The organism is Aeromonas sp. FDAARGOS 1418 (assembly GCF_019048585.1).
Taxonomy (GTDB): Bacteria; Pseudomonadota; Gammaproteobacteria; order Enterobacterales; family Aeromonadaceae; genus Aeromonas; species Aeromonas caviae.
In genome coordinates this window covers 970772-987086 of sequence record NZ_CP077387.1, presented here as the reverse complement: position 1 = coordinate 987086, position 16315 = coordinate 970772, and the positions used below count along the sequence as shown (strand labels likewise).

At 58.9% G+C, this 16315-nt stretch carries 18 protein-coding genes and 1 pseudogene; 12 read left to right on the top strand and 7 right to left on the bottom strand.

The features are described 5' to 3' along the window. Positions 1–14: 14 nt before the first annotated feature. Positions 15–818 carry an AraC family transcriptional regulator gene (locus tag I6L48_RS04705; protein WP_010672489.1) on the top strand — a complete coding sequence of 268 codons (804 nt, stop codon included), beginning with the start codon at positions 15–17 and terminating at the stop codon, positions 816–818. Between the two features lie 85 nt (positions 819–903). After that, positions 904–1542, top strand: coding sequence for a LysE family translocator (locus I6L48_RS04700; RefSeq protein ID WP_010672488.1), 639 nt, complete (start codon positions 904–906; stop codon positions 1540–1542). Positions 1543–1595: 53 nt separating this feature from the next. Here I6L48_RS04700 and I6L48_RS04695 read toward each other — a convergent pair whose 3' ends face one another. Continuing rightward, on the bottom strand, positions 1596–2261 hold the full coding sequence (locus I6L48_RS04695) for a chromophore lyase CpcT/CpeT (protein WP_216987826.1): 666 nt from the start codon (positions 2259–2261) through the stop codon (positions 1596–1598). Positions 2262–2459: 198 nt separating this feature from the next. On the opposite strand from I6L48_RS04695, the gene I6L48_RS04690 reads away from it, so the two are divergent. Both I6L48_RS04690 and I6L48_RS04685 read left to right on the top strand, forming a co-directional pair. Beyond that, positions 2460–2903, top strand: coding sequence for an SRPBCC family protein (locus I6L48_RS04690; RefSeq protein WP_042882233.1), 444 nt, complete (start codon positions 2460–2462; stop codon positions 2901–2903). Between the two features lie 127 nt (positions 2904–3030). Then, positions 3031–3687, top strand: coding sequence for a DUF3313 domain-containing protein (locus I6L48_RS04685; RefSeq protein WP_216987825.1), 657 nt, complete (start codon positions 3031–3033; stop codon positions 3685–3687). Positions 3688–3747: 60 nt separating this feature from the next. Here the strand turns inward: I6L48_RS04685 and I6L48_RS04680 are convergent, their stop codons facing one another. Next, positions 3748–4248, bottom strand: a complete 501-nt coding sequence (locus I6L48_RS04680) for a DUF1993 domain-containing protein (protein WP_041212145.1) — start codon at positions 4246–4248, stop codon at positions 3748–3750. 290 nt (positions 4249–4538) lie between these two features. On the opposite strand from I6L48_RS04680, the gene ydfZ reads away from it, so the two are divergent. Then, a complete protein-coding gene (gene ydfZ, locus I6L48_RS04675; RefSeq protein ID WP_010672483.1) occupies positions 4539–4736 on the top strand; it encodes a putative selenium delivery protein YdfZ in 198 nt (65 codons plus the stop codon). A 103-nt stretch (positions 4737–4839) separates the two neighbouring features. On the opposite strand, the gene I6L48_RS04670 is transcribed toward ydfZ, so the two are convergent. Continuing rightward, entirely contained in the window at positions 4840–5181 is a 342-nt protein-coding gene (locus I6L48_RS04670; protein ID WP_216987824.1) for an SH3 domain-containing protein, read from the bottom strand. Between the two features lie 237 nt (positions 5182–5418). Between I6L48_RS04670 and I6L48_RS04665 the strand changes: the two genes are divergently transcribed. Together I6L48_RS04665 and I6L48_RS04660 are read left to right on the top strand one after the other, a co-directional pair. Then, on the top strand, positions 5419–6204 hold the full coding sequence (locus tag I6L48_RS04665; RefSeq protein ID WP_216987823.1) for a hypothetical protein: 786 nt from the start codon (positions 5419–5421) through the stop codon (positions 6202–6204). 278 nt (positions 6205–6482) lie between these two features. Continuing rightward, complete coding sequence (locus I6L48_RS04660; protein ID WP_216987822.1) at positions 6483–7376, top strand: LysR family transcriptional regulator; 894 nt, start codon at positions 6483–6485, stop codon at positions 7374–7376. Between the two features lie 135 nt (positions 7377–7511). Here I6L48_RS04660 and I6L48_RS04655 read toward each other — a convergent pair whose 3' ends face one another. Beyond that, positions 7512–8024, bottom strand: a complete 513-nt coding sequence (locus I6L48_RS04655; RefSeq protein ID WP_216987821.1) for a hypothetical protein — start codon at positions 8022–8024, stop codon at positions 7512–7514. Positions 8025–8197: 173 nt separating this feature from the next. Here I6L48_RS04655 and I6L48_RS20950 point away from each other — a divergent pair. The 5 genes and pseudogenes from I6L48_RS20950 to I6L48_RS04630 form a co-directional block, all read left to right on the top strand. Next, positions 8198–8395 (top strand): annotated as a pseudogene (locus I6L48_RS20950) (hypothetical protein); the annotation flags it as partial. Positions 8396–8665: 270 nt separating this feature from the next. After that, positions 8666–9334: a hypothetical protein gene (locus I6L48_RS04645; protein WP_216987820.1), complete on the top strand. Its 669-nt coding sequence runs from the start codon at positions 8666–8668 to the stop codon at positions 9332–9334. Next, positions 9327–10385 carry a hypothetical protein gene (locus I6L48_RS04640; protein ID WP_216987819.1) on the top strand — a complete coding sequence of 353 codons (1059 nt, stop codon included), beginning with the start codon at positions 9327–9329 and terminating at the stop codon, positions 10383–10385. Before I6L48_RS04645 ends, I6L48_RS04640 begins: the two co-directional genes overlap by 8 nt. Positions 10386–10396: 11 nt before the next feature. After that, complete coding sequence (locus tag I6L48_RS04635) at positions 10397–10798, top strand: hypothetical protein (protein WP_216987818.1); 402 nt, start codon at positions 10397–10399, stop codon at positions 10796–10798. Beyond that, positions 10791–11315 (top strand): hypothetical protein, encoded by a 525-nt coding sequence (locus I6L48_RS04630; RefSeq protein ID WP_216987817.1) that lies wholly within the window; start codon positions 10791–10793, stop codon positions 11313–11315. Before I6L48_RS04635 ends, I6L48_RS04630 begins: the two co-directional genes overlap by 8 nt. A 116-nt stretch (positions 11316–11431) precedes the next feature. Here the strand turns inward: I6L48_RS04630 and uvrD are convergent, their stop codons facing one another. The 3 genes from uvrD to I6L48_RS04615 all read right to left on the bottom strand — a co-directional run bounded on the left by uvrD (position 11432) and on the right by I6L48_RS04615 (position 16045). Next, entirely contained in the window at positions 11432–13603 is a 2172-nt protein-coding gene (uvrD, locus tag I6L48_RS04625; protein WP_216987816.1) for a DNA helicase II, read from the bottom strand. A gap of 68 nt (positions 13604–13671) precedes the next feature. After that, complete coding sequence (locus I6L48_RS04620) at positions 13672–14154, bottom strand: hypothetical protein (protein WP_216987815.1); 483 nt, start codon at positions 14152–14154, stop codon at positions 13672–13674. After that, a complete protein-coding gene (locus I6L48_RS04615) occupies positions 14138–16045 on the bottom strand; it encodes a hypothetical protein (RefSeq protein ID WP_216987814.1) in 1908 nt (635 codons plus the stop codon). The genes I6L48_RS04620 and I6L48_RS04615 overlap by 17 nt, the downstream gene beginning before the upstream one ends. Positions 16046–16315 lie beyond the last annotated feature (270 nt).

Below are 16315 nucleotides of genomic sequence, written 5' to 3'. Positions count from 1 at the left end.
GGTATCAATAGGGGATGAACGCACCCCAATCCCGCATCCACTACTGGCAATCCCGGCTGCTGCCGGGGGTTGAACTCTCCCACTCCCACCACAGGGAGTTCAGCTATGGCCGCCACGTGCATCTGGACTACCACATCGGTCTGGTGCAGCGGGGCGGCCAGAAGTTCATCCACAAGGGGAACAGCCACAACCTGGTGCGCGGCGAACTCTCCACCGTCAACCCGGACGAGATGCACGACGGCCTCAGCCTGCTGCCGGAAGGGTACGAGGTGCGGGTCTTCTCCATCGCCCCCGAGCAGCTGGCCCGCTGGCTGCCGGAACACCCCGAGCCCTTTTTCCACCAGGGATTGCAGAGCCGCCCCGACCTCTATCAGGGCTTTGCCCGCCTGCACATGCACCTGGACGGCCCTGCCCCCGACGGCCTGCTGGCGGAGAGCCAGTTGCTGGCCCTGCTGGGCGAACTGTTCCGGCTCGCCCCCGAGCGCCACGCCCTGGCGGATCCCCAGCTCAGGTTCCTGCGCGACCATCTGCTGGCCCGGCTGGACGAGCGCCACACCCTGGAGGACCTGGCCGCCCTGTTCGGGCTGGATCGCTTCGCCTTCCTGCGTCAGTTCAAGAAGAAGACCGGCATGACCCCCTATGCCTGGCTCAAGCGGCTGCGCCTCGAACAGGGCAAGCGCCTGCTCGGCAGCGGTCTGCCGGTGAGCGAAGTGGCACTGGCGGTGGGCTTCTTCGATCAGAGCCACTTCCACCACGGTTTTCGCCAGGCGTTCGGGCTCACCCCGGCGGAGTATCGCCAGCAGATGCTGCCCGCCTGAATCACCGCCGCTGCAATCTTTTACAATCTCCCGTCCCCCGTCCTGCCCCATGCTGTCACCTCCATACCGCTGTCGGAGGTCTTTTATGTTCACCAGCCTGTTTCTGACCCTGGGTCTCGTCCACCTCGTCGCTCTGGCGAGCCCGGGCCCGGATTTCGCACTCATCCTGCGCACCAGCCTGCACAGGCCCACCGCCCTCGGAGCGGCCCTTGGCATCGCGCTCGCCATCCTGCTCCACGCCACCCTGAGCCTGACCGGCATCAGCCTGCTGATCGCAAGCCAGCCCTGGCTCTTTCTCGCCGTGAAACTGGTGGGTGCCCTCTATCTGGGCTGGCTGGGCTGGGGGGCGCTGAAGGCGGCCTGGCAGGGAAGCGGGGATCTGGCGCTGCGCGCCGGAGGCGAGCGGCCGGGCTGGCGCAAGGGGGTGAAGAGCGGGCTGGCCACCAATCTGCTCAACCCCAAGGCGATGCTGTTCTTCATGGGGCTGCTGGCCGCCATGGTGACACCCCAGGTGGATGGCCTGACCCGGGGATTGCTGATCCTGGAGCTGTTCCTGCTCTCCCTCGTCTGGTTCAGCGCCCTGGCCTGGAGCCTCTCCACTCCCCGCGCCCAGCACCTGCTCGGCCGCATCCAGCGCCCGCTCAACCTGATGACGGGCCTGCTGTTTGGCGCGGTCAGCCTCTCCATCCTGGTGGATCTGCAAGGGCACTGGCCAGCGGCCTGACCGGCACGTCCTTGTTGGCGGCAAGCAGGGAGGGGCCTTGACGGACGGCGCGACTACTCCCCGCGCCGCATCCCCTTGCGCAGGTAGACGTAACCCTCCCCCGGGCTGCCCCAGCGCTGATGGGCACCGTTGTCATAGGCCCTGTCCAGCAACCGGACACTGTCCGGGCCGATCCAGAGGTACTGCACCAGGGTGGTGGCACCGCCAAAATCGGTGGCGCAGTGCCCGACCCGGGTCTGCCCCTTGTACTCCCCGCTCGGCTGGCGGGTCAGCCAGATCTCGCACCCTTCGCGCAGGGAGAGTTGCTGCGGGGTGAGGGAGTCGAGCAGCTCGGGCCGACGCCAGGCGCCGGCAAAATCCGTGGCCCTCGGCATGGTCAGTTCGGCCATCAGGATGCGGCCATCGGGCAGGGAGGAGAGGCGGTAGATGCGCTGGCGAAACGGTCGCTGCGCCCGCTCGGTCAGAAACTGCTCCGCATAGACCCAGCGGAAGGGGCCCTCCCCGGGCCAGATCTCCACCAGCCGCAGCTCGGCGCTGGTGAAGCGGGCATCGAAGGTGGCCTGCTCCTGGCTGGAAAACTCCCCCGAGAACCAGGAGAGCAGGGGCTCCAGCCTCCCCTGCGTGGCATGGGGGCCGGGGGCCGTCACGAAGGGGACGGGCGCCGCCCAGATCAGGCTGGCGTAAAACAGCCCCAGCAGGGCCGCCATCAGCTGTGTCATCGAATCCTTCCGAGTCGCTTGCATGGCGGCGATTATATGAGCGAACGGTGACAATAACCTCTATCTTGATCAACTCCTTGAAGAGAAAACGAAAAATCCTCTCTGCAGGCGAAAGGAGGCGACGCACCCCCGCAGGCCACGGGGATGACGGCTATCCTTGCTGCGACCCGTCCCTGTTGCCACCAAGAGGAGTCCCCCATGAACACAGTCACCCTGCATCGCGTACTCAAGGCCCCGCCACAGCGGGTATACCAGGCCTTTATCGAGCCGGACGCCCTGGCCAAATGGCTGCCCCCCCATGGCTTCACCTGCAAGGTGGCGGCGCTGGATGCCAGGGTCGGCGGCCAGTTCAGGATGTCGTTCACCCACTTCGCCAGCGGCCACACCCACGCCTTCGGCGGCGAGTATCTCGCGCTGGAGCCGGGCAAGCGCATCCGCTACACCGACCGCTTCGACGACCCCAACCTGCCGGGGGAGATGCAGGTCACCATCACCCTCACCCAGGTGCTGTGCGGCACCGATCTCGCCATCGAACAGGCGGGTATCCCGGCGGTCATCCCGGTGGAGATGTGCTACCTCGGCTGGCAGGAGTCCCTGATGCAGCTCGCCACCCTGGTGGAGCCCGAGATCCCCGCCGAGTGACCCGACACGGGGGCTCCCCCGGTGGCCCCCGCATAGATACCCCTTGTGAGAGAGGGGCCTGATCAGGTATCTCTGTGGGCAGGGCGGGCTGCGTTCTTGCAGCGACCATCCACCGCCAGGAGCCCCCATGAAACGAGTCTTGATGATGACCATGGCCGCCGCCCTGCTGGGCGGGTGCGCCGTGAAGAACCAGGTCACCCACAGCCTGCAGGCGATCCCGCTGACGGCCTTCCAGCAAAGCGAGAGCAACCCCAACCAGCGCATCTACAAGGAGCCCGGCGTGGATCTGCGCCAGTACCATCAGGTGCTGCTCGATCCCTTGCAGTTCATCCGCCAGGAGAACGGCCAGTGGTATCTGCTGACCGCCAACGAGCAGAACGAGATCGGCCGCTACTACCACGCCACCTTCCAGCGGGAGCTGATGAGCCACGGCGTCAAGATGGCTACCGAACCCGGTCCCGGCGTGATGCGGGTGCAGGCGGCCATCACCAACTTCGACCTGACCCGGCCCGACCCCAAGCTGCGGGATCTGCTGCCCGCCAAGATCGCCATCAACGTCACCCGCGAGGTAATAGGCAAGGAGCCCTATCTGCTCAGGGTGGGCAGCATGGCCCAGTTGCTCGACGCCCAGAGCGGCAAGCTGCTGGTGCGGGTGATGGACGCTCGCGAGAGCCCGGACACCACCCACAAGGATTCCCCCATCACCGCCGAGGAGATGGAGAAGATGATCGATCAGTGGGCCGCAAGTCGCGCCAAACAACTGGCCGACAACCTGGGGCGCTGAGCCGGGCCGAAAACGACAAAGCCTGCCAGGGGGCAGGCTTTGTCGTCGCTGAAGCGCGGTTTATTGCAGGTTCAGACCGCCCAGGTAATCCCGCTTGCCCAGATCCACCCCGGCCTGGCGCAGCAGGGCATAGGTCATGGTGAGGTGGAAGTAGAAGTTCGGGATGCCGTACTCGTGGACGCAGCTGTGGCCGTCCATCCCCTTGCCACCGGCCCAGTAGGGGTAGTAGTGGCCGCTCGCATACTGGCTGAAATCGGCGTCCAGCTTGCCTTGCAGGTAGGCGATGGTCTTGGCCACGTGGGCGCGCAGATCCGCCATGGTCTTGGGATCATCCCCCAGCACCGGCGGCTCGCTCAGGCTGGCGGTGGCCACCACGGCGCGGGCGCTGTCACAGCAGATCAGCACCTGCTTGCTCAGGGGCAGCATGTCGACGATGAGGCGCTCATTGAAGAAGTTGTCCACGTTGAATTTCTTCGCCTCGGCGTGGGCCTCGGCCTTGGCCAGACACTGGTCCAGGTTGGTCAGCATCTTGATGAACTGGGCTGCGATATCACGATTCATAATGCACTCTCGGTTGGTTGAAGGCAGTAAAACGAGCGGCTCCACTATAGCGCATCCCCCTTGCAGTTCGAGCCCGAGGGGATGAAAAGCGAGGGCGTCCTCCTTGCCCTGCGACAGGCAGTGGCGATCACCGGCAGGCAGCGAGACCAGAGCGCCGCGCCCCGTCGCCGCACCGCGTCCCTCTTTCCCCTTTTTTTGATCTGTGACAGGCATCTCGTTTTTCGAGGGGCGTAGTCTGGAGCCCGTTGCCCCGGCACGGGCCGGGGCACCCATCCCACAAGGAGAATGCCATGAAGATCTACGATCGAAACCGCAATGTGCTGACCCTGGGCCAACGGGTGATGATTGCCGCCACCGGCGCGGTCGACACCCTCAAGGAGGCGCACACCGACAACCTGACCCCCTATGAGGCGGAACATGAGAAGTGCGTGCTGCTGACAAACAGCCAGGAGCGCTACGCCCCCATCGAGTTGATTAGACTAGGCTGATCCCGTTTTCCGTCACCCTACTCTTTACAATTCACCCGGCCGCACGTCCGTCGCTGGCCGGGTTTCTCTCTCCGCTCTACTCCTTCTCCGAGCCGCTGCCACCTTATGAGGGCGAGGCGATGCAGCTGGCTGGGATCCAGCCTGATTGCCCCGCTTCGTTGTGAACCCAGAGCCAGCCTGCCAGCTCCCGATCCACTCGAACCCGCTCCCCCGCCGCCACGTCCAGCTCCCGGGCGGTATAGTCCTGGCGCGCCTGCGCCTCCCTGGCGCCGATCGGGGTCAGCAGGGACAGGGGCGCCCACCCCTCGTTGCCGTCTGCGGTAAAGGTGCGCACCCAGCCCGGAAACTCGTCGTCCTCGTGGCCGATGCGCACCCGCTCTCCGGCCCGAAAGGCGATGGGATTGGGATAACAGGTGTGGTGCGCCGTGGTGATCAACGCCAGCATTGTCTCGTCCTCCGACAGGTTCTGTTTGGTGACGCCCCGAGTCATACCACAAGCCGGGCCCCGTTGCGTCAACCGGGCTCACACCCTCTGGCAGAGGGCACGCTCCCCCAGGGCGGGCCGACGACCCTGATCCCCACGATTCATTACTGTCAGTGAATTTTCATATCATCCGAGTGTCATTTCAGTGAACACATCACCGCCCTAGACTGCTTCTCGAACCTTAACGAGGAGTCTTGTATGAAACTCACCCCTATCCCGTTGCTGGCCGGCACCCTCGCCTCGGCCTTCTCTTTCAACACCTTCGCCGGTGACATCGTCTCGGTGCAGTTCAGCGATGGCCGCCCCGCCGTGACCGGCGTCGAAGCGGTCAACAACGCGCTCAACCCCATCGGCGTCAACGTGGTCACCGTCGACATTCCCGAGGCCGCCAGGCCGCTGCTTGAAGCCTCTCACCGCCGCGCCCTGACCAAAGCGGAGCACGGCGCCCTGATTGCGGCCTTCAACCTGAGTCAGGGGGAGCTGCTGGAACAGGCCAGGCTCGCAGGGCGCGCGCCCGCAGTGCAAGGGGGCGGCGTCGCCACCGAGGAGACAGGCGTCGGCCCCTACCCCAAGGTCTATGACCTGATGGCGCTGGACGAGCGCACCCGCAGCGCCGTGCTCGGCAAATATGGCCGCATGCACGTCAACTCCGCCGAGGACGGCACCGACATCGACGAGGTGATGACGGTGGTCAGCGGCGGGCCGTTCCGCTGGGGCTTTACCCTCAAAGACGGCAGCATCGCCCGCTTCCAGATAGACAAGGTGGGCCTGGAGGACAAGGCGGTGCGAGTCAGCTACCACGGGCTCGGCATGCACGCCGGGCTGATGGATGCAAAACAGGGACTGCTGGTGGCCTTCGCCCACGGTCCAAAGGCATTCACCATGCGCTACCAGGCGGACGTGCCCCACGCCCAGTTGCTCGGCACCAACCCCTGGGCCGATGTCGGCATCACCCTGCCCCCCGCCCCCGGCAAGGTGCAGTAAGCCGGTGCGTGCCATCTGGCGGCGGGGCCCGGGCCCTGCCGCCTGCTTTTATGCCTGCCGTCACGGGCCGGGGTGCCCGGGGCCCATCGCCTCTCTTTCGTCTGCGTCTCTGCCGGGCCCGCCACGCCCCGGAGGGCCATGATCCGGGCCGCTCTACCGCGGGCAACTCTCTGTCTGGCGGGGGATGGGGGGTGGACACCCCGGGGATCCGCACTATTGTGATAAAAGTGCGCAATGATGGCGCCATCATTTACCAGTAGTGAATTAACGGGGGCAGGATGAACAAGATCACGGCGCTGAACGTCTTTCGCCGGGTGGTGGAAATGGGCACCTTCAGGGCGGCGGCGGACGACCTGCGCCTCTCCCAGGCGGCGGTCAGCAAGAACATCAACGAGCTGGAGGCCTTTCTCGGCATCGCCCTCATCAACCGCACCACCCGGCGGCTGAGCGTCACCGAATCGGGCATGGCCTATTACGGCCAGATATGCGCCGTGCTGGACAGCCTGGAGGCCGCCGACCAGTCCATCATGGCCGCCTCCTTCACCCCCAGGGGCAGGCTGAGGATCGGCATGCCCATGTCCTACGGGCTGATCCGCCTCAACCCCCTTGTCTGCGAATTCCAGCGCCGCTACCCGGAAATCGGCATCGAGGTGATCCTGAGCGACGCCTACATGGATCTGGTGGATCAGGGGCTGGACGTGGTGATCCGGGGGGCTGGCACCCTGGAGGACTCCACCCTGCGCGCCAAACCCCTGTGCGAGGTGCAGCGGGTGCTCTGCGCCGCCCCCGATTACCTGAAGGAGGCGGGCCAGCCCGCCCACCCGGCGGATCTCAAGGCCCACAACTGCCTGCGCTACAGCCTCTCCTCCTCCCCCAACAAGTGGTTCTTCACCCGGGACGCGGAAAGCGTGGCGGTGGAGCTGCCCCCCGCCAGCTTCTGCGCCAACAACGGCATCGCCCTGAAACAGGCGGCGGTGCAGGGGCTCGGGGTGATCCTGGTACCGGATGAATTCGTGTCGAACGACCTGTCGGACGGCACCCTGGTCAGACTGCTCCCCGACTGGCAACCCGACCCCCACGCCCTCTTCGCCGTCTACCCCTTCCACAAGGAGCAGTCCCGCAACGTGCGGCTCTTTATCGAATATCTCGTCAAGGCGTTTCAGTTGCGGTGAGCCCGACAGGCGGGAGCTTGGTTTTTTTGCCTCTCGGGCGAAACGCCGATACCCAACTGTATGCGCTGTATGCGGCATGTAGGTTCGATTAGCGAAGCGTCATCGGACGATCGCGTAATCAATCGCTCCCTCTGGCTACCGTCCGTCGTCCAGGATGACGCCCCCTGCCTGTGTTGCCGATGTATCAGCAAATAGCCGCCTGCCGAGCTGGCGGATCAGCAGCAGCGGCGCCAGCAGGGTGAGCAGCAGCCAATGGGAGTGAAGCAGGATAAAGGTTTGGATGATCTCGTGGGGCAGCCAGGTCGACGCGGTTGCCGTCATAAAGGCGATGTCATAGGTCTGCCACAACCAGAGCCCGGCAAAGAGCGGCATCAACAGCGGGCGGGGCGTCAGCAAAAACAGCGGCCAGAAGGCACAAGCAAGCACGGCGCTGAACTCCAGCATGGCCGGGATCAACTCCGCAAAGGTATTTCCTTGATAGGAGCCGCCCCACACAAGGAATGCATTGTCTGTCAGCGTTGGCCACCAAGAAGCGTACTGGAACAGGGTAAACGAGATAATAAACAGCAGGCTGGCCAGCAGTGCCAGCGCCGTTTTTCGTAACAACCACAACCTCAGTCGGCGCAGTGTCGGTATCCACTTAGACATCAATGACTCCCATCTGGTGACGGGGCAGTATGCCTTGGCTGGTTTGAGCGTCAAAGCGGTACGCCATGTCCGTTAATTGCCAAAATATTGAATCCCGTCACACCGGTGGCGGTTTGAGTGGTTGCCCGGCAACAAAGCCTCATGCGAACCTTTATTTGCCTTTCTTCCAACCAAAACAGAGTGCACCGGGCAGCCGCATCTCTTACAGGTCGGAGAACGACGCCACCCAGACTCTTAGTGCCGAGGCGGGCAAAAACTGCTGCGTTTGGCAGGAGGTCAAGATGGGCCTGCTGATGGCCCGCTCCAAGCTGAGTCAGGTCAGTGAGGAGGAAGGAAAGCAAGGGGTGATAGAGAGCAAGTTGGTCAAGTGATCCGATATCTTCACCTAATAAACAGGGCGTAGCATTACCAGCTGCGCCTTCTGCCAGAAAGATGGGTGTCCCAGATTCCGTTTTTCCTTTTCATTTGTGATAATGTCACTAGGTCAACAACCAAACTCACCATAAGACGCATAATCAAGAACCCTATATATGGAAAAGACAAGACTCTTCATGAGTGGCGAAAAGAAATGTCCTTTTAAATGTAGCTACTGTTTCTCGGAGTTCGCATGTTTTGACTCAGATAGAGAGTTAATCAGAAATATGAAGGTGGAATCTATAGGCAATGTCGACTCTACTATCATCTATCCATGTTGTGATTCAGAGCCACATATAGATCTGGCTTACATCAATAAAATACTCGCTCAAGTTAAAAATTACCAAAAACCGGTAGTCAGCTTTTCTAGTAAAAGGCGTCTCACATCTAGAGACATCTCTTTCCTCGTAGACTTAGATACCTCACTAAGGGAACTAGGTGGACGATTAAAATTCAGTATTTCGATTACCAACAAGAATCACATAGATCTTTTCGAGTCTGGCACCTCATCTTATAGGAATCGCCTCATTTCATTGGAAAGCCTGAGCAAGAATAATATTCTTACCAGTGTAAACATCAAGCCAGTTCTTCCATTTATAAGCCTTGATGAATATATTTCAATAATAGATGATACTAATAAAATAACTAAGAATTTCATGGTTGGTGATTTATATCTAGATGGTAAATCAGATTTTTCCAATAGAATAGCGTCAGATTATCCTGAGCATGTGTTTGAGAGAAAGGTATCATGGCTCCCTAGCAAACCGACTTGGTTGGTTTACAATGATAGAGAGAAAACAGAGAAAATCATATCATATATTTCCAGCGTGGGCGGGCAGGCATTTCTGAGTGATGCAGAACTGATCTCTTCTATGAGCGAGGATCGCCATGAATGAACTAATCAATAAGATCAGTAGCATGACTTTTGACATGATTCTTGTACAGCTGATTCTTCTACTACTATTTCTTAGTTCTTTAAGAGAAATACTGAAGTCTTTCGGGGTCTTTAAGAAACTACCGTATATTTCTTCATGGATATATGGTGATGCACCAGATAAACAAATAAAAGAGGCAGTGAAGGAGACATTAACCGCTGTCGGTCTAGGAAGCACTCATACAATGAACCGGCTTAATATAATTAATCCTGCTGTTAGGCACAGCATTCTCCGACCTTCTTCCGACATAGAAAAGTTAATAATATTTATTTCTAAGCATATATATAAGCACGAGCATCCGCTCGTATATGGTTCGAAAACACCAACTAAATCTTCATATTATATAAATACCATGGATGCATCACTAGATGATGTTCAGTGTAAAGAGATGGTGAGAATATTATATGGGTTGTATACTGAGATATATAAGAAGACAAAGCCATTTGATTTCATTGTCGTACCAAAACTGGGCAATCCGACTTTTGTTAAGGAGTTGTGTAAGGAAATAGGTGATTGTCAACTATTAATAGTAAAGCCAGATGCAGATCGCTCTCGACTTCGTGGGAAAAATCCCAACATGATGAATAATGCCAATATTGAAGGCTTGAATCTCCTTATCGAACGGGCTAAGGTCAGTGATAGAGAGCTTAATGGGGCTATTATAGATTGCAACTGTTCTGGAGGCTCCTCTCTAATCAATGCTGCAGAAATACTAAACACTACTATCGAAAAAAATAGTCTCCAGTATATCTCCCCTATTTCTCATGTGCTGACCATATTCAGAGCAGATACAGACTTGAGCCCAAAAGAAATAGATGAGAAGTTTAATCGGAAAGGCTTACAACTGTTCAGAGTTATCGATTTGGATGAGGATATAAAATCTGATATAATGGCGCTCAAAACGGAGTGTGAAAACGATAGTAACTATTTTCATCAGGTTAAAGTTCGTCGAGCGATTAATGCCATAGTTGATAGTGCTCGATCGCGTGGCCTATTAATCAATAATAGCTGAGGATTCATAATATGAACAAAGAGTGGGACATGGTTCGTGATTTTCATGTTGCATTTTCACATCCCCATAAAGAGCAGCCTAATATGCTCCCTGCGGAAAGGGTTCAAGCAAGATACAAATGGATGCTGGAAGAGATTGATGAATTTGTAGCATCAGAGACAGTTGTAGAACAAGCAGATGCAATGATTGATCTCATATATTTCGCTTTGGGCACTTTAGTTGAAATGGGAGTGAGACCAGACGGACTATTTAAGATAGTTCACGATGCGAACATGTCTAAACTATGGGAAAATGGTGAGCCAAGGTTCAACAGTGATGGTAAAGTCATCAAACCGCTGAGCTGGGTCGATCCTGAACACAAGCTGATAGAAGAAATAAGTCGTCAGTGTGCAGGAAAAAAAGCTGATGAATAATGTTATACAGGCATTGCCTTACCACTGCGTGCCTGCTTGTATCTGCATGATTCTTCAAGACATACTGCCATCATTAGAGCAGGACTCGGTTGGGAGATATCTGGGTGTAGTCACTGATGATGACAATGATATAAACATTGGTACCAGGATACAGACAGCAACACTTAACAAGCTACTGGATGATCTTTCCATTGGTGATAAATACTGTTTCGAATATTTTAAAGCCAATGATTATGAAGAATGGCGATTTGAAGAGCTATTAATAGGAGAGCTATCAGCTGGCAGCAGGTTGATATGTTGTCTCAGTGCAGGAAGGTTATATGGTAATGATGAGGTAGATCTTGGTCATGCTGTTGTAATCACCGACTACGTTTCAGGTATCGCCGTTGTTGCAGACCCTGGCCCAAAAAATTATGGGATGAGGGAATTTGATATTGAAACACTATTTGCGGCTGCCAGGTTCAGAAAAGGTGGCCTGATTTGCCTTAGAACACTGGAGAGTCCGCTCGACGAATAGTCAATAATGTTAAGTTAAGAAAGGCCTGTTCAGAAATAATGGCATATCTAGTATGCAAGATCCTTTATCACTAAAGGAGCCAATGGCTCCTTTAGTGATTGTGAGAGCGTGGCTACTTAAAGCATCTCCAATCTGGCATACGCCGTCACCAGCCACTTGGCGCCGACGTCGTCGAACTGGATTTGCACCCGGCTCTGCTGGCCGACCCCTTCGAAGTTGAGCACGATTCCTTCCCCGAATTTCGGGTGCAGCACCCGCTGGCCGAGCTTGATGCCGCTGGCGTCGAAGCTTTGCTGCACCTCGTTCTGGCTGAAGCGGCCGTACTGGGTGGGGCGGCTGACCTGAGTGCGCAGCCGGATCTCTTCCAGACACTCGGCGGGCATCTCGCGGATAAAGCGGCTCGGCTTGTGGAACATCTCGCGGCCGTAGATGCGGCGGCTCTCCGCATAACAGATGTAGAGCTTCTCCATGGCGCGGGTCATGCCGACGTAACAGAGGCGGCGCTCCTCTTCCAGCCGGCCCGACTCCTCGGTCGATTGCTGGCTGGGGAACATCCCCTCTTCGACGCCGACCAGCAGCACCAGCGGGAACTCCAAGCCCTTGGCGCTGTGCAATGTCATCAGCTGCACCGCATCGGCATATTCGTCCGCCTGATTCTCGCCGGACTCCAGTGCCGCGTGGGCGAGGAAGGCGGAGAGATCGCTCATATCTTCCAGCTCGTCCGGGCGCTGGTACTGGCGGCAGGCGGTGACCAGTTCGTCCAGGTTCTCTACCCGCGCCTGGGATTTCTCGCCTTTTTCCGCCAAATACATCGCCTTGAGGCCGGAGTTCTGGATGGCGATATCCGCCTGCTGGTGCAGCGGCAGCATGGCGACCTGCTCCTCCAGCGCGTCGATCAGCTCCACAAAGCCGCGCACCGCGTTACCGGCGCGACCGGTCAGCACCTTGTCGTTGAGCAGTGCCTTGGCCGATTGCCACAGGTTGAGCCCCTGATCGCGGGCGTTGCCGCGCAGGATCTCGAGGGTGCGATCGCCGATGCCGCGGGTCGGGGTGTTGACCACCCGCTCGAAGCTGGCGTCGTCACCACGGTTGTTGATAAGACGCAGGTAGGCCATGGCGTCTTTAATTTCCTGCCGCTCGAAGAAGCGCAGGCCGCCGTAGATGCGATAGGGCATGGCGTCCTGCATCAGCGCCTCTTCCAGCACCCGCGACTGGGCGTTGGAGCGATAGAGGATGGCGCAGTCGGCCAACAGGCCGCCCTTTTCCTTCCAATCCTTGAGACGGCCGACCACGAAGCGCGCTTCGTCCACCTCGTTGAAGGCTGCATACAGCGAAATCGGCTCGCCCTCGGCCCCTTCGGTCCACAGCTCCTTGCCAAGGCGTTCGGCGTTGTTGGCGATAACGCTGTTGGCCGCTTTGAGGATATTGGCGGTGGAGCGGTAGTTCTGTTCGAGGCGGATGGTCTCGGCGCCCTGATAGTCGGTCAGGAAGCGCTGGATGTTCTCGATCTTGGCGCCGCGCCAGCCGTAGATGGACTGGTCATCGTCGCCGACGATCATCACCTTGCCGCTGTTGCCCGCCAGCATCCGCAGCCAGGCGTACTGGATGCCGTTGGTATCCTGAAACTCGTCCACCAGGATGTTCTGGAAGCGGTCGCGGTAGTGTTCGAGGATGTGCGGTTTGTTGAGCCACAGCTCGTGGGCGCGCAGCAGCAGCTCGGCGAAGTCCACCAGACCGGAGCGATCGCAGGTCTCCTGATAGGTCTTGTAGATCTGCTGATAGGTGCGGGTGACGGGGTCGCCGTAGAGGTCGATGTCGCCGGGGCGCAAGCCTTCATCTTTCTTGCCGTTGATGTAGCCCATCACGGCGCGCGGGGCCCAGTGCTTCTCGTCGAGGTTGAGCGCCTTGAGCACCCGGCGGATGAGGCGGTACTGGTCGTCGGAGTCGAGGATCTGGAAATCCTGCGGCAGCCCCGCATCCAGATGGTGGGCCCGCAGCAGGCGGTGGGCGATGCCGTGGAAGGTGCCGATCCACATGCCGCGCACGCCGTCACCGATCACCTTCTCGACCCGGCCGCGCATCTCGGCCGCCGCCTTGTTGGTAAAGGTCACCGCGATGATGGAGAAGGGTGAACAGCGTTCCACCTGCATCAGCCAGGCGATACGGTGCACCAGCACCCGGGTCTTGCCCGAACCGGCACCGGCCAGCACCAGCAGGTTGCAACGGGGGGCCGCCACCGCGTCTCTTTGCTTGTCATTGAGCCCGTCGAGCAGGGTTGAAACGTCCATCACCACTCCTGTTTATTTATACAGGCGGGGATTATACGGCCTGAGCCGCCAGAGACCAACCGGCAGGATCAACGAAGGGGGCGGTGATAGTCCCGGTATTGGCCCAGTACCTCACCGGAAAAGCTGAGCAACCGGGCGCGGGGGGCATCCAGCACCTGCTGGACGGGATCAAATCGCAGTGAAGCGGCCAGCATGCGGCCCTCAGGCAGGGTCACTTCCGTGTTCCCCATCATCAACATGCCGTCCTGATAATGCCCATGCTCGAAGCGCACGATGACGTCATTCACCATCAAGGTGCCCTGCTTGAGCTGCAGTGATGCTCGTTGCATCTCTCGCAACGCAAACAGACTGGACAATGACGGACGCCCGCTGGGCATCCGCTGCAAGTATTCGTGGGTGGTCAATTGATATTGCAACTGACCCTGACGATCGAAGACACGCTCCCGATAATCGGTGTAGCGCGTCAGCATGCCGGCAGCCTGTGCCACCGGCATCCACAACAGGAGCGCCCCCGTCAGGAGCGCTCCCACTGGTTTACAGCTGATCGACACAGCTGACCTTGTTGTCATCCAGGTCGGTACAGGAGACGAATACCTTGTCAAAGGTCGACCCGGCCACCGGCGTCATCTGGGTTGACCAGTCATAACCCACCCCCTTGGCATAGATGGCGGTGTGGCTCTCCTGATCTTCCTGCATCCAGCCGATGTACTTCAGTGCGCCGCGATCGCTCTGGGCAAGTGCCTTGAACTCGTCGCTCGTGATGAGACACATGGGCTCTCCCATGGCCTTGGACAGCTCGGCATCCCGCGCCCCCACGGCGCCATCACAGCCGCCGGTCACCTTGATGGTCATGTCACTGCGATCCAGCATCTCATCGAAGAACGGCAGCACATTGATGTTGTACTTCACCCCCACCTCTTGAGGCTGCCAGCCCATGCCGGTATTGACGTATCGGGTCTCGACGCTTTCCCACTGGATAGTGGGCACAGTGCCTGCAAAGTGGTTCGCCAGCTCCTTGAGGGTCGCGGCATTGGCCTCGATCTCATCCTGGGTCAACGACTCGTCCAGCTTGCTCTGATCGATGGTCAGAGCGAGGCTCACCGCATCCTTCAACTGCGACTTGGCCTTGGCCAACCGTGCTTTGGCATCGTCGGTCAAACGGAAGAAATCGGCGTGCGCCACCAGCGCATCCGGCTCGATTTCCTGCTGACTGAACTGGGTCTCGAAGGTGCTGCTGCTCTCTTCATAGGTGGTGGTCGGCTGCATGCCCCAGGTGTCCTTGATGTGCATACGCGGCAAGGTCACTTCTTCCTGCTGGGTGACATAGGCGCTGTCCGGACCGTACTGGTAGGAGGCGGCGATGTTGAGGGCCGATGCCATCGCCATCGCCGACGCCCGCAGGGCCTTGGCACCGTCGAGGTTGAGGGTGACGGTATCGTCATCGCCATAGGTGGCGCTGTAATCCGGATCCTGGATATCGGCCAGGGCAGCCGCGACGTTTTCCAGGCTGTCGGCATAGGCGCCCATCAGCTTGGCCACGTCACGGGTATATCCCTTGCCACCTTTGAGCGCCACGGAGGCGGTGCCGGGGGTATGGATGATGACATCCATCACCTTGGCCAGGCTGGTGCTGTAACCACTGCCAATGGCGGACGAGGTGAAGGCCAGGCGTTCAGCCACCACGGGGTTGTTGGTCACCTCCAGCATGGTCAGCATGGCCAGCACGATCTGGCGATCGGCCTTGCCGCTCTCACCGGTCTCGGCCTGCAGGGTCTCCTTGTACTCCTTGAACTTGCTCTCGACGTCCAGGTTTTTCAGATCGGTCAGTCCCTGCAGATCGCTCAGCACCTTGTCGACCGCCACGGAGCGGCCATTGACGCCAGCCAGGGTGGCGGAGAGGTGGGCTTTCGCCGCAGCCAGAGAGACGACGGCCTTGGTGAGGCCCGCTGTTTTCAGCGCCTCGACCAGGGAGGTGTTGAAGGCGTCATCGCTACCCAGTTCGACGATCCCCAGTTGCGCGACCTGCGCCTTGTCGAGGGTGATGCCGTTCTCCGGATTGCTGTCGCTGTCGAGCGTCTGCAGCAATGCCGCAATGCGGATCGCTTTCTCCTTGTCGTCACCCGCCAGGGTGTAAGGGGTCACCAGCGAGTTGCCCGCCTTGAGGGTCACCGCCCCCAGGCGTTGGTTGCCCAATGCGAATTCGCAGGTGTCGCCATCATCAAACAGGAATTCACCCTTGGCATTGGTGACACCGGTGTAATCGTTGCACCGATAGTCGAGGCCACCCACGACGGAATCCAGGAAGACGGCAGTGTGAAGAGGCTTGCTGCCGGTGTCGGTGCCACCGCCATTGTTGCCACCATTGCTGCCGCCACCGTTATCGTCACCACCACCCCCGCAAGCGGTCAACATGACACCGGACAACACACAAGCCACTGCCATACTCAGCACGTTTTTTTTCATTTTTATCACCCGAACAAATGTAAAAAATACGGCCCCATCCCGGGGGCCAAGTTAATCCGGGTATAACCTAGCGTATCCATATGACAAACACCAATGCATTTCCATATGAGTGTGCTTGCCATCACGCAGGCCCCGAGCGAGCAGGAAAAACGGCCACAGACGACGACCCTGGGAGGGGAAAAAGCCATCCATCTTGGGCTGTCACACCTCGGGCGGACCTCCTGGCGCTCAGCCAGCCCGCCCGCCAAC